The organism is Nonomuraea sp. NPDC049649, assembly GCF_040675175.1.
GTDB lineage: Bacteria > Actinomycetota > Actinomycetes > Streptosporangiales > Streptosporangiaceae > Nonomuraea.
In genome coordinates this window covers 264,810-277,578 of sequence record NZ_JBFAOH010000003.1, presented here as the reverse complement: position 1 = coordinate 277,578, position 12,769 = coordinate 264,810, and the positions used below count along the sequence as shown (strand labels likewise).

Annotated in this window: 12 protein-coding genes; 2 read left to right on the top strand and 10 right to left on the bottom strand. The window is 73.7% G+C overall.

Features of this window, described 5'->3' with window-relative positions; genetic code table 11:
* Positions 1 to 68: 68 nt before the first annotated feature.
* From AB0J42_RS06595 to AB0J42_RS06570, 6 genes are all read right to left on the bottom strand, one after another.
* Entirely contained in the window at positions 69 to 1,238 is a 1,170-nt protein-coding gene (locus tag AB0J42_RS06595; protein ID WP_364289621.1) for a VWA domain-containing protein, read from the bottom strand.
* On the bottom strand, positions 1,231 to 3,459 hold the full coding sequence (locus AB0J42_RS06590; RefSeq protein WP_364289619.1) for a DUF5682 family protein: 2,229 nt from the start codon (positions 3,457 to 3,459) through the stop codon (positions 1,231 to 1,233). Before AB0J42_RS06590 ends, AB0J42_RS06595 begins: the two co-directional genes overlap by 8 nt.
* Positions 3,456 to 4,520, bottom strand: a complete 1,065-nt coding sequence (locus tag AB0J42_RS06585; RefSeq protein WP_364289617.1) for an AAA family ATPase — start codon at positions 4,518 to 4,520, stop codon at positions 3,456 to 3,458. Before AB0J42_RS06585 ends, AB0J42_RS06590 begins: the two co-directional genes overlap by 4 nt.
* Positions 4,517 to 5,854, bottom strand: a complete 1,338-nt coding sequence (locus tag AB0J42_RS06580) for a DUF5691 domain-containing protein (protein ID WP_364289615.1) — start codon at positions 5,852 to 5,854, stop codon at positions 4,517 to 4,519. Before AB0J42_RS06580 ends, AB0J42_RS06585 begins: the two co-directional genes overlap by 4 nt.
* Before the next feature lie 121 nt (positions 5,855 to 5,975).
* Complete coding sequence (locus AB0J42_RS06575) at positions 5,976 to 6,908, bottom strand: hypothetical protein (protein ID WP_364289613.1); 933 nt, start codon at positions 6,906 to 6,908, stop codon at positions 5,976 to 5,978.
* 35 nt (positions 6,909 to 6,943) lie between these two features.
* On the bottom strand, positions 6,944 to 7,321 hold the full coding sequence (locus AB0J42_RS06570) for a hypothetical protein (RefSeq protein ID WP_364289611.1): 378 nt from the start codon (positions 7,319 to 7,321) through the stop codon (positions 6,944 to 6,946).
* A gap of 67 nt (positions 7,322 to 7,388) precedes the next feature.
* Here AB0J42_RS06570 and AB0J42_RS06565 point away from each other — a divergent pair, with 67 nt between their 5' ends.
* Entirely contained in the window at positions 7,389 to 7,952 is a 564-nt protein-coding gene (locus AB0J42_RS06565; protein WP_364289609.1) for a cupin domain-containing protein, read from the top strand.
* Here AB0J42_RS06565 and AB0J42_RS06560 read toward each other — a convergent pair.
* Positions 7,924 to 8,973 carry an alpha-hydroxy acid oxidase gene (locus tag AB0J42_RS06560; protein WP_364289607.1) on the bottom strand — a complete coding sequence of 350 codons (1,050 nt, stop codon included), beginning with the start codon at positions 8,971 to 8,973 and terminating at the stop codon, positions 7,924 to 7,926. The genes AB0J42_RS06565 and AB0J42_RS06560 overlap by 29 nt on opposite strands.
* A gap of 208 nt (positions 8,974 to 9,181) precedes the next feature.
* Here AB0J42_RS06560 and AB0J42_RS06555 point away from each other — a divergent pair, with 208 nt between their 5' ends.
* Positions 9,182 to 9,547 (top strand): STAS domain-containing protein, encoded by a 366-nt coding sequence (locus tag AB0J42_RS06555; RefSeq protein ID WP_364289605.1) that lies wholly within the window; start codon positions 9,182 to 9,184, stop codon positions 9,545 to 9,547.
* Here the strand turns inward: AB0J42_RS06555 and AB0J42_RS06550 are convergent.
* From AB0J42_RS06550 to AB0J42_RS06540, 3 genes are all read right to left on the bottom strand, one after another.
* Positions 9,544 to 10,026 carry a MarR family transcriptional regulator gene (locus AB0J42_RS06550; RefSeq protein WP_364289603.1) on the bottom strand — a complete coding sequence of 161 codons (483 nt, stop codon included), beginning with the start codon at positions 10,024 to 10,026 and terminating at the stop codon, positions 9,544 to 9,546. The genes AB0J42_RS06555 and AB0J42_RS06550 overlap by 4 nt on opposite strands.
* A 51-nt stretch (positions 10,027 to 10,077) precedes the next feature.
* Complete coding sequence (locus AB0J42_RS06545; RefSeq protein ID WP_364289601.1) at positions 10,078 to 11,691, bottom strand: sulfatase-like hydrolase/transferase; 1,614 nt, start codon at positions 11,689 to 11,691, stop codon at positions 10,078 to 10,080.
* 97 nt (positions 11,692 to 11,788) lie between these two features.
* On the bottom strand, positions 11,789 to 12,670 hold the full coding sequence (locus AB0J42_RS06540) for a sulfotransferase (protein ID WP_364289599.1): 882 nt from the start codon (positions 12,668 to 12,670) through the stop codon (positions 11,789 to 11,791).
* Between the last annotated feature and the right edge of the window lie 99 nt (positions 12,671 to 12,769).

The window sequence follows — 12,769 nt, the reverse complement described above, 5'->3', positions numbered from 1 at the left end:
TACCGATCCACCCATCCGCTGCGCTCGGGACCCGGCGGTCGAGAACCGGGCCGTCGTGTCCGGTCAGTTCAGGGGCCGGTCCGGCCCTGGTCGCCGAGGTTGTGCTCCGCCCAGCAGCCGATGTCGCGGCGTTCGAGCGCCGCCGCCATCAGGCCGGGGAAGGCGTCCGGGGTGCACGCGAAGACCGGTACGCCGATCGCCGCGAGCGCCGCCGCGTTGTCGTGATCGTAGGACGGCGCGCCCTCGTCCGACAGCGCCGGCAGCACGATCACCTGGACCCCGGCCTGCGTCATGGCGGCCACCCGGCGCAGCATCTCCTGCCGGATCCCGCCCTCGTACAGGTCGCTGATCAGCACGAAGACGGCGTCGGCCGGCCGGGTGACGAGGCCCTGGCAGTACGCGATCGCCCGGTTGATGTCGGTGCCGCCGCCGAGCTGGGTGCCGAACAGCAGCTCCACCGGGTCGTGCAGCCGGTCGGTCAGGTCGGCGACGGAGGTGTCGAACGCCACCAGCGACGTCTTGAGCGAGCGCATCGAGGCCAGCACCGCGCCGAACACGCCCGCGTACACCACCGAGGCCGCCATCGACCCGCTCTGGTCGACGGCCAGCACCACCTCCCGCTGGAGCGCCCGCTGCCGGCGGGCGTGGCCGACGAGCCGCGACGGGACCACCGTCTCGTGCTCCGGCAGGTAGTTCTTCAGGTTGGCCCGGATGGTGCGGTCCCAGTCGATGTCGGCCACCCGCCTCGGGCGGTGGGTCCGGGCGCTGCGGTCGAGGGCGCCGGTGACGGCCGCCCTGGTCTTCTGGGTGAGCCGCCGCTCCAGGTCGGCCACCACCGCGCGGACCACGGCCCTGGCGGACTCGCGGGCCTGGTCGGGCATCACCCGGTTGAGCGACAGCAGAGTGCCCACCAGGTGGACGTCGGGCTCGACGGCCTCCAGCATCTCCGGCTCCAGGAGCAGGCGGGTGAGGTTCAGCCGTTCGATGGCGTCCTTCTGCATCACCTGGATGACCGTGGCCGGGAAGTACGTCCTGATGTCGCCCAGCCAGCGGGCCACCCTCGGCGCGGACGCCCCCAGCCCGCCGTCCCGCCCGCCCGGCTTGCCCTGCCCGTACAGGGCGGTCAGCGCCGCGTCCATCCCCGCGTCGGCGCCGCTCAGGCCGTGGCCGGTGCCGTCGGCGTCGCCGCCGCCCAGCACCAGCCGCCACCTGCGCAGCCGCTCGTCCCGGTCAGCCATCCGCCCTCCCCAGGATCTCCAGCACGGTGCGCGCGGCCGCCGCCGCCCGCCGTTCGTCCAGCTCCGGCTCCGGCCCGGCCGCGCGCCCGCCCCGCCGCACGCGCTCCCCCACCGCTCTTCTCTCCGGTACGGAGAAACCGGCGAACGTCCGCCTGAGCAGGGGCAGCACCTCGACGAACCGGTCACCGCCGAGCCCGGTGATCCACTCGTCCACCAGCGCGAACAGCCGCGGATCGTGCACCAGCAGCAACCCGCCACCGGACAGGAACCCCTCCACCCAGGCGGCCGCCCGCGCCGGCGACTCCCCGGCGGACACGGCCCTGGCCATCCGATCGGCCGCATCGCCGATCACCCCGGCGTCCAGCAGAATCCGGGTCAGCCGCCCCTCGACCAGCCCGTGCAGATCCCGCCGCCCGCACAGCCCCCGCAACGTCCCCAGCCACCGCTCCCGCGACGACGCCACCCCGGGCTGCCGGTCCCCTTCCTCCCGCGTGTCTTCGTCCAGCAGTCCCACGGCCGCGTGTACGAGGTCGATGTGGGTGAGAATCCCGGCCGCCGCCTCGTCGTCCAGGCGGGTGACCGCGACGGGCAGGCCCACGCAGATCCGGTCCAGCATCGACCGCACGATCGCCGCCAGCCCTTCGGCGGGAGTCCCCCGTACGTCGCCGTACCGGTGGGCGCGGACCATCGCCGGCAGCGCCGCCATGAGCTGGGTGACGTCGGCGCCGAGCGCGGCCCTGGCGGACAGCGCGGCCAGCACGTCGGGCAGCGCCTCGGGCAGGTCGGCCAGCAGGCACCGCTCCACCAGCTCCGTCAGCTCGGCCAGCGACACCCCGCCCCCGGACCGCGGGTCCGCAGGGGACGGGGCGCCGGTGGCGCGGTCGCGGGCGGCGCGGGTGGCCGCCGCCTCGACCGTGGTGCCGAGGGCCGCCCGCTCGATCAGCGCCAGGTCGTACTCCGGCTCCCACCGCAGCCGCCACGTCTCCCGGAACGTGCCCTTGCCCCGCGCCTCCCCCGGCTCGCCCCAGCCGGCCCCGAGCAGCCGCAGCCGGTGGAGCAGGTGGCTGCGGGCCAGGTCGAGCGGTTTGCGCAGGTCCAGGTCGAGCTCCCGGTCCTCCGCCTCCGGCCTGAGCCGCACCTTGCGCTGCTGGTCGCGCAGGTCACGCTGGAGCGGCACCAGCGGCGTGCCGTCGGTGACCCGCCCCAGCCGGTCGCCGACGACCAGCCGCCGGTGGACCAGCTCGACCATGAGCTCGTCGCCCTCGCACAGCACCGCCCGGACCGCCTCGGTGACCTCGCTCAGCCCGGCCAGCGGCCGTCCGCGCAGCGCCGCCAGCCCGTGGGCGAGCCGCGACGCCTCGATCACGTGCGCCGGCGACACCGCCAGCCCCTCCTCGCGCAGCACCCCGGCCGCCCCGGTCAGCCAGCGTTCGATCGGCTGGTCGGGGGCGGTGAACAGGTGGTCGTACCAGCCGGGCGAGGAGATGCCCGCCCCGTAGCCGCTCCACCAGGCCAGCCGCCCGTACGTCCACGGCACCCAGGTCAGCTCGGCCTTGACCCGGGGCATCCCGCGCAGCACCGCGTTGTCGTCCTTGACGGGCGGCAGCGGCCCGGTCAGCGCGGGGACGTGCCAGGCGCCGCAGATCACGGCGATCCGTTCGTGGCCTTCCTTGACGGCCGCGCGGAGCGTCCTGCGCATGTACGCCTCGCGCCTGGCCTCACGCCCTTCCGGCGCGTATCCCTCCCGGACGGCGGCCACGGCCTCGGCGATCACCTCGAACGGCGTGTCGCCCCGGTGCTCGACCACGTCCTCCCACCACCGTTCCGGGTCGTCGTAACCGGCGGCGCCGGCCAGCGCCGCGATGGGGTCGATCCGTACGCTCTCCCCCGGTGGCTCAGGCTCGGCCTCGGCGAGGCTGTGGGCGGCGGGCAGGTCGCAGAACCGGACCGGGACGCCCGCCGTGACCCCGTACAGGATCGCCTGCCACTCCGGCGAGAAGCGGGCGAACGGCCAGAAGGCGGCGCGCGTCGGGCTGCCGGGGACGTGGGCCAGCAGCGCGACCGGCGGCTCCAGGTCCGGTGCGAGGCGGACGAGGGCGTCGGCCTCCGGCGGGCCCTCGACGAGGACGAGGCCGGGCCGCAGGCGTTCGAGCTCGGCCCGGACGGCGCGGGCCGAGCCGGGGCCGTGGTGGCGGACCCCCAGGACGGAGACGCCGGTCATGAGACCTCGCGGCAGGCGCGGTAGAAGTCGCGCCAGTCGGACCGTTCGCGGACGACCGTCTCCAGGTATTCGTGCCACACCACCCGGTCGGACACCGGCTCCTGCACCACGGCGCCGACGAGGCCGGCGGCCACGTCGGCGGGCCGCAGCACGCCGTCGCCGAAGTGGGCGGCCAGGGCGATGCCGCTGGTCAGGACCGAGATGGCCTCGGCGGTGGAGAGGGTGGCGCTGGGCGACTTGACCTTGGTGCGGCCGTCCTCGGTCAGGCCGGCCCGCAGTTCGCGGAAGACGGTCACCACGCGGCGGATCTCCGTCAGAGCGGTGGCGGTCTCGGGCAGTTCCAGGGAGCGGCCGAGCTGGGCGACGCGGCGGGCGACGATGTCGACCTCCTCCTCGGCGGTGGCCGGGACCGGCAGCACGACCGTGTTGAAGCGGCGGCGCAGCGCGCTGGACAGCTCGTTCACGCCGCGGTCGCGGTCGTTGGCGGTGGCGATGACGTTGAACCCGCGCTCGGCCTGCACCTCGCGGTTCAGCTCGGGGATCGGCAGCGTCTTCTCCGACAGCACGGTGATGAGCGCGTCCTGCACGTCGGACGGCATGCGGGTCAGCTCCTCGACCCGGGCCACCCGCCCCTCGGCCATGGCCCGCATCACCGGGGACGGGGTCAGCGCGTCCAGGGACGGGCCCTCGGCCAGCAGCCGCGCGTAGTTCCAGCCGTACCGGATGGCCTCCTCGGCGGTGCCGGCGGTGCCCTGGACGAGCAGGGTCGAGTCGCCGCTGATGGCGGCGGCGAGGTGTTCGGACAGCCAGGTCTTGGCCGTGCCGGGGACGCCGAGCAGCAGCAGCGCCCGGTCGGTGGCCAGGGTGGCGACGGCGACCTCGACGATGCGGCGGGCTCCGATGTACTTGGGCGTGACCCGGTCGCCGTCGCCGAGCACGTAGGTGGCGACCGCCCACGGCGACAGCTTCCAGCCGGGCGGGCGCGGCCGGTCGTCCTCCTTGGCGAGCAGGGCCAGTTCGTCCGCGTACTGGTCTTCGGCGTGCGGACGCAGAACGGTCATCGGATCTCCTTGAACATGTCGGCACGGAAGCGCAGCATGGCGGCCACCTGCTGGACGGGAGGCGCGGGCGAGAAGCTCGCGGCCAGCGGGGCCAGGCCCGGGTCGAGGCGTTCGCCGGCCAGCCGGACCAGCTCGCCGAGGTTCCACGGCTGGGTGGCGGCCACCTTGACGATCTTCCGCAGGACGGCCGAGGCGAGCGGCTCCCGCCAGCAGGGCGCCACCCCGCCCAGCACCATGATCAACTGGCTGTCGAGCTCGTGGTCGCGGGTGAAATCGGCGGCGAGCTCCTGCTGCTCGTCCGGGCCGAGCGCCTCCAGCAGGTCCGCGATCGGGTCCCACGCGAACATCGCCCGCGCCCACGCCGGGTCGCGCTGCAGCACCGCGGCGCGCACCCAGCCCGCCTTCACCTCGCCGTCCCACTCGGGGATGCGCCGGGCGAGCAGGTCCGCGGGCTCGCCCCACATCGTCAGCGGCGCGCGGGCGATGACCTGCTGCAGCCACCAGGCCCGCTCGCCGAACCCGCGCGGCGGCCTGGCCCGGATGCCGTCGCGTTCCATCTCCCTGTCGCAGGTCGCGGGCGGTTCGGCGAGGACGACGCCGGGGCTGACGGTCAGGCAGGCGCGGGCCCGCTCCGCCATCCGCCGCGACAGCCTCGACTCCGGCAGCCGGGTGAGCAGGTTGGCGGCCTCCTGACGGACCTCGCGCCGCCGGTCGTCCAGCGCCGACTCCAGGAACGGCTCGTCGGCCATGGACAGCCCGTCGGCCAGCAGCTCCACGAACGCCGCCCGGTCGTCGGGCGTCTCCCGCTCCCACGTGCTCTCCAGCAGCCGCCGCGCCCCGGCCGGGTCGCGCTTCCGGAGCCGCCGCAGGTAGGCGCGCCGGTCGGCGGCGCTGCCCAGCTCCCAGGTCTCGCCGGTCGGCTCGTCCAGGAGGTAGGCCCAGGCGGGGTTGCGCGCCGCCAGCCACCTTCCGCGCCGCCCGGCGATCACGCCGAGGTGGGCGCGGACCGACCGGTCCCAGCGTCCCCGTTCGAGCAGTTCGGGCAGCACGTACGGGGGCACCCGGCGGCCGGTGGCGGCGGCGACGGCCAGCCATTCGGGCAGGAGCCGCTCGTACTCGCCGCCCAGGATGCGCGTCAGCCGCTCCGCGGCCGGCCTGCCGACCGGCTCCTGCTCTTCCTCGGGCGCGGCCTCCCCGCCCCCGGTCTGTACGGGTCTGCGCCCGGCACGCCGCCTGGCCACCTCCACGGCGGCGGCGCCCAGCAGGTCTCCGTCGTACGGGCGGCGATCGGTCCCGACGAGGGCCGTCGAGGCCAGCTCCTCCCATGGGCTCACGGACGCTCACCGCCGGTTGACCCGTTCCCCGCCATCAGGTTCTCGTCAGGAAGCACTCGGATGTTCAACCGCCGTTCCGCACCGGATCGCGGGCCCCCGCTGTCAGGGAGCATTCGGGTGTTCAGAGGATCACCACCGTCCCGTCGTCGTTCCAGGTCGTCAGGGGGCGCAGACCGCGCGGCGTCCACTCGGCCGCCACTGTCACCGGCCGCCCGCCGGACACGGCGAGCAGCCGCCACACCCCGCGCCAGGAGGGCAGCAGCGGGAACCCGGCCAGCGTGTCCTCCCCCGGCACCACGCCGGTCAGCACGAGCGGCCAGGACTCGGTCCACGGATCGGCGGCCAGCGCGGCGGCGACCTCACCCATCGCGTCGTCGGCGCTCAACCCGGGCGGCGGCCCCCCGGAACCGGAGGGCGATCCCATGGAACCCGGCTGCGGTCCCCCTGAACCGGGCTGCGGTTCAGGGGAGCCGGGGGGCACGTGCTCATGGGCCACCAGCGCGCGGAGCGGGGCAGCGCCGGGGTAGAAGGCGAGATCGGCGTCGATCGCGGTCCCCGTCACCAGAGAGTCGTCCAACGCCTGGCCGGTCGGCGCGAACGTCAGGACCAGCGCCGCCCGCCCCGTCTCCCGGCCACGCAGCCAGACGCGGCGGGCCGTGATCCGGTCCTGTTCCTCGTCGCGGCTGCCCAGCACGTCCCACCGGTCGCGGACCCTCGGCCGGGCCAGCACCTCCTCACGGGTGACCGGAAACCCGACCCGCATCAGCACCGTCTCGGCCAGATCCGGCGGCAGTTCGGCCCGCTTCCGGTAGGCGACGGCGAGCAGATGAAGCAGGGCGTACTCCTCCAGCAGCCGCCCCGGCCACTCATCCTGCTCCCTCACCCGGGCGAGCCTCGACACCATCCCGGCCACCCCGGGCGCCTGCGCGTCGATCAGCCGCTTGGCCAGCCCCTCCCACTCGGACGGCCCCGCCGTGGCCAGCCCCTGCCGGACCTGATCGGCCAGCCACCGCTCCAACTCCGCCAGCCCGGCCGCCACCCGCCCATGCCGCACCGACTCCCCACCCCGACCCGGGGGTGTCACGTCGCTCAGTCGCACAGCGCGCCCCCACGCCATTCTGGCCGCCCCAGGACGACGCTCTCTTCGGGGACGGCGAACCGATCGCCGCTTCGCCGCAAGGCAGCGCTGTGCCGGTCACCGCAGCCCGTGTCGCCGAACCGCTCCCGGCCCACCGCTTTCGTGCCGATCGGGGATGACTGCTGCGCCTGGCAAGACCAGCTCCGCCCCAGGACGGCGGGCGTGTACCGGAGGGCGGGCGAGGCCAGGTCGACGCAGGTGGTCCCGTCGTACGGGCGCTCGTCGTACAGCGTCGCGCGCGGTCGCCGCCGGCCCGGTGTGCAGACCTGCGGGGAGGGCTGGCCGGGGGCGGGGGAGAGGAACCGATCGCGGTTCCACCGTTCGATCACCCGCCGCACATTAGCCACGCCGACCGACATTTCGCGAGCGTGCGACCGCCGACCGTAGAATCCGCGGATGGAGCTGATGATCTACCCGGACGGGCCGGTGTTCGAGGTGGCCGACGAGGAGGACGCGCTGGCGCGGGGCCTGGAGGGGCAGCTCGTGCTCGACCGTACGCGCTTCCTGCGGCGGGACGTGACCGGGGCGCCGGTGGGGTTCGTGCCGCGCCCGCCGGTCGCGCGGGCGCTCGATCTGCTGCCGCATCCGGAGGGCGGGTGGTTCCGGGAGACGTGGCGGGCGGGCGTCACGTTCCGTCCGGACGGGTACGGGGGCGAGCGGGCGAGCGCGACCGGAATCTACTTCCTGCTCCAGCCGGGCGAGGAGTCGGTGCCGCACATGGTGCGGTCCGACGAGGTGTGGCTGTGGCACCGGGGCGGGCCGCTGCGGCTGGTGATCGGGGACGAGAGCGTGATGCTGGGGCCGGACGTGGAGCGGGGTCAGGTGCCGCAGGCGGTGGTGCCCGGCGGGGTGTGGCAGTCGGCCAAGCCGGCCGGGGACCGGGAGGTGCTGGTCAGCTGCGTGGTCTCGCCGGGGTTCGACTTCGCCGACTTCACGGCGCTGCCGCCGGACCGTCCGTGACCACCAGGTCGCGCGGCACCTGACGGGCCGAGCCGACGCCGCACAGGGTGAGCGCGTTGGCCAGTTCGGCGCGGAGCATCTCCAGCACGCGGGAGACGCCTTCCTCTCCTGCCACGGTCAGCCCCCACAGGACGGGCCTGCCGACGGCCACCGCGGTGGCGCCGAGGGCGAGTGCCTTGACGACGTCGGTGCCGCGCCGTACGCCGCCGTCCAGCAGGACGGGCACGCGGCCGCGGACCGCGGTGGCGATCAGCGGGAGCCGGTCGATGGTGGCGGGGGCGGAGTCGAGCTGGCGTCCGCCGTGGTTGGAGACGATGATCGCGTCGGCGCCGTGCGCGACGGCGAGGTCGGCGTCGGCGGGGTGCAGGATGCCTTTGAGTACGATCGGCAGCGACGTGATACCGCGCAGCCAATCCAGCTCTTTCCAGGAAATATCCGGAGAAAGGGTGACCTGCCGGATGTCACCGTCTCCGCCCAGGTTCGGGCATGACAGCCCCGGCGGCAGTTCCAGCAGCGCGCTCCTGGCCCGCTCCCCGGGCCGCAGCGCGGGCGAGTCTACGGTGATCACCAGCGCCTTGCAGCCCGCCGCCTCGGCCCGCCGCACCAGAGACTCGGTGTACCCGAGGTCCGGCTGCAGGTAGCACTGGAACCACAGGTCCACCCCGGTGGCCGCGACCTCCTCCATCGCCACCGTCGACAGCATCGCGGTGATCATGACGACCCCCGCCCCGGCGGCGGCCCGCCCGGTGGCCAGCTCCCCCTCGGGGTCGGCCAGCCGGTGGAAGGCGGTGGGCGCCACCAGCACCGGCATCGACGCCGCCGTGCCCGGCAGCGTGACGTCCAGCGCGGGCTCGCCGGCGCCGGTCAGCACCCGGGGCACCAGCATGAGCCGCCGGAACGCCGCCTCGTTGGCCCGGAGCGTGACCTCGTCCTGGGCCCCGCCGGCGAAGTAGTGGTAGATGTCGGGGTCGAGCTTGTTCTTGGCAGCTTCTTCGTACTCGCGAAGGTTGACCGGATTCACCCACCCAATGTGCTCTTAACCGGCGGGGCTGGCAATGACAAGTCTCAAGGCGTACGCTCCAGTAGCGCAGAGTGACACCGTTGACGCGCAGCGGCGAGAATCGCGGGACTTGGCGCATGTAAGTCGCGATTCTTGGGTACGGCATGGATTCATTGCACTGTGCAATGATGATCAAGGGTGAAATGTCACACTTCTGGAGGGCGGAGACGTGCAGCCCGGCTTCTCCTGGCTCATCACCCCGAACGGCGGCGCCGCGGTCCTCAGCCTGATGGGCGAGCTCGACATCTCGACGTCGGCCGAGTGCGCCCGGGCCATGGCCGAGGCCATCGCGAGCACGGAGCCCGCGCGCGTCGTCGTCGACATGAAAGGCGTCGAGTTCTGCGACTCGTCCGGGCTCAGCGTGCTGGTCTCGGCTCTCACCGGGGCGGAGGCGTCCGGCGGCGTCCTCGTCCTCTGCGAGCTCCATCCGCGCGTCCAGCGGGTGCTCGGCATCACGGGCCTGCACCGGCGGTTCCGGACGTACGACACCGTGCCGGAGGCGGTCGCCGCCCTGCCCCGGCCGATCACGTCCTAGGCGTCGGGCCAGCCCATCGGGTGCGGCCCCTCCCCCGGAGGTTCCCCGGCCGCCTCGTTGAAGGCGTTCATGGCCGCGACCAGGGCGCGGCACTGCTCGGGTGACATGCGTGCCACTATCGCCGCTATCTCGTCGCGGCGCCGGGCGGTCACCTCGTCCACGACATGCCGGCCCTCCGGGGTGAGCCGCATCAGGCTCTCCCGGCGGTTGAGCGGGTTGACCTCGCGCACGACGAGGTCCGCGGCGGCCAGCCGGTCGGCCATCCGCATGGCGGTGGACGGGTTGACGCCCAGCAGCTCCGCCATCGTGACGAGCTTGGTCTCACCCAGGGTGGCCAGCACCACCAGCATCCGGAACTGCGACAGCGTGACCTGACCGGCCACCGCGCCGAGCGAGCGCGCGGCGATGCCGACGAGCAGGCGGGTGCCCGTCAGCACCGCCGACGTCACCGCGGAGAGCTGGTCCGCCCGCTCCGACATAGCCCCCTTTGTACACGCTTCACATCACGGGCTTCCCCACTGTGCGACATATCACACGACGGAGCGGTGGCGATGGACCCGGCGGAACGTGTGCCGCCTGTTCTTCGCCCGGAAGACCGCCGACCCGGTGACCTGCCCGCGCCCGGGCACCCGGAAGGTCGCGCTGACCTCCTCGCCCGGCAGCAGCTCGGCCACCTCCCGCCGGGACGTCACCTTCTGCCCGCCCGGCGGCTTCAGCCCGAGCCGCACCCGCCGCCACGGGACGGCCGAGCCGTTGACGAGCGTCACGGTGACCCGGTCGCCCGAGCTGGTCACCCGGAGCCCGTACGGGCGGCGCGGGTCGTCGCCGATCGCCGCGTCGAGCAGCTCCATCAGCTCGGCGACCACCTCGGGGTGCTCGGCCGCCAGGTCATGCCGCTCGCGGATGTCCTCGTCCAGGTCGTACAGCTCGATGCGGCCCTCGGGACCGGCGCCCGCGATGCCGGGCTCGAACCTGATCAGCTTCCACCGGCCGCGCCGGATCGCCTGCGCCTTGCGCGGCCGGTTCCAGATCAGGTGGTCGTGGTCGGGCCCGTCGCCGCCGTGGAGCATGCCGCGGAAGGAGCGGCCGTCGATCCCGTCGGGCGCCGGCACGCCCGCCAGGTCGGCCAGCGTCGGCAGCAGGTCCCAGTAGGCCACCGGCCGCTTCTCCACCCGGGGGCGCAGCTTCGGCGACCAGGCGATCAGCGGCACCCGGATGCCGCCCTCGTACAGGTCGCGCTTGTCGGCCCGGAACGGGCCGTTGGAGTCGAACAGCCGGGGCGTCACGCCCTTCTCCCGGTGCGGGCCGTTGTCGCTCATGAACAGCACGATCGTGTCGTCGGCCACGCCCGCCTCGCGCAGCGCGGCCAGCAGCTTGCCCACGTACGTGTCGAGCAGCGTGACCTGGGCGGCGTGGCGGCGGTTGGGGCGGGTCCACGGCTTGTTCTTGTAGCGCCCGGCGTTGCCGGGGACCTCGCTGGGCGCGTGCGGCAGCGGAGTCGGGAAGTAGAGCAGGAACGGCCGGTCGGACGGCTGCTTGATGAAGTCGATCGCCTGCCGCAGGAACAGGTCGGGCGCGTACTTCCGGCCGGTGATCGACACCTTGCCGCCGTTGTGCCACAGGTAGGTGGGGAAGTACTGGTGGGCGTGGCGGTGGGCGATGTAGCCGAAGAACTCGTCGAAGCCGCGCTCGTTCGGGTGGGACGGCTGGCCCGGCAGCTCGGGGCCGAACCCCCACTTGCCGATGCAGGCGGTGCGGTAGCCGGCCATCTGGAGCAGCTCGGCGAAGGTCAGGTCGTTCTCGTTGAGCGAGCGCTGCGGGCCGCCCTCGGGGTTCTCCCGTACGGTGGCGTGCCCGGCGTGCAGGCCGGTGAGCATCGAGGCGCGCGACGGCGCGCAGAGCGGCGCGCCCGCGTAGGCGGCCTCGAAGCGCACCCCCTGGGCGGCCATCCGGTCGATGACGGGGGTGGCGATCTTCTTCTGGCCCTGGACACCGATCTCGCCCCAGCCCAGGTCATCGGCGAGGATGATCAGAAAGTTGGGCCGGGAGGCGAGCGCGGCCTGCGCCGGCGCCGCCATGGCGGGGACGGACAGGCCGGCCAGCGCACCCGCGAGGAGGGTGCGGCGTGAGGGAGCGGGGATCATGCAGGACACCTTCGAAGCATCGTGAGACCGGGGTGCGAACCGCGGGAGAACGGCAAGCGAACTCTGCCGGAGCCGTGTAACGAAACGGCCGTGCTCGTCAGCAGTAGTCCCAGAGCCTGCAGATCTCCTCGAGCTCGGGCGGCAGCTCGTCGTTCGAGGGCAACGGGCGGCCAGCGACGACGGTACCGGCCTTGATCTTGTCACGCCAGTCACCTACTCCTTTCTCGAACGCACCGTGATCCTTGTCTCCGTAGCGGAGCATGCCGGGCTCCCACTCCACGCCCAGGAACGCGCAGAGCCTCCTGAGCTCCCCTTCGGGGTCCGCCACCAGGTCCTCGTAGCGCAGGGTGTGGCCCTCCAGGTGGGTGCGGGCCTCCTGGAGATAGGTCATGTACGCGAGAGTCCGCGGCACGGCCTCGGCCATGGGCCGCTTGACGGGGTCGGCCTCGTGCCAGGACTGCACGATCGACGCCGGGTGCCGCAGCAGGAACACGAACCTGGCGTCCGGCCAGCACGTCCTGAGGCGCTTCCACACGAACACGTTGCTCGGCGTCTTCTCCACCAGGATCGGCTTGCCGCTGCGGGACAGCTCCCGGTGGAGCATCCGGTCCCAGACGAGGTGCTCGACGTCGGCGTGCGTATGGCCGAGCAGCCGCATCGCCTGCCGGACGGGGTCGGTGGTGAACGCCACCGTCATGCGGCGGAAGTGGGTCTCGATCGGCGAGTGGATCCGGCTGTGGGTGTTGAGCATCACCCGCAGCAGCGTGGAGCCGGACCGCACCGACGCCAGCAGGAAGACGGGTTCGCGCAGCAGCCGGTCGTGAACCGGGTCGACCGGCCCGCGCACCTCGTCGCCGGGCAGCCGCCGCGTCTCCGGAGCCGGCTGCGGCGCCTTCACCGCCCGCTTCCTCCCGGCCCTGGTGATCGTGTAACCGGTCAGTCCCTCAAGCGTCGCGTTGGCCCTGTACTTCCAGCTCATGGCCCGCCAACGTACGGGCGGCCGGTGAACCCCCGGTTAACCCGAGCGCGTCGCGAGGTGTCCCCCCGGCGGCCATGCCCCCGCATCGGCCGCCGGGTG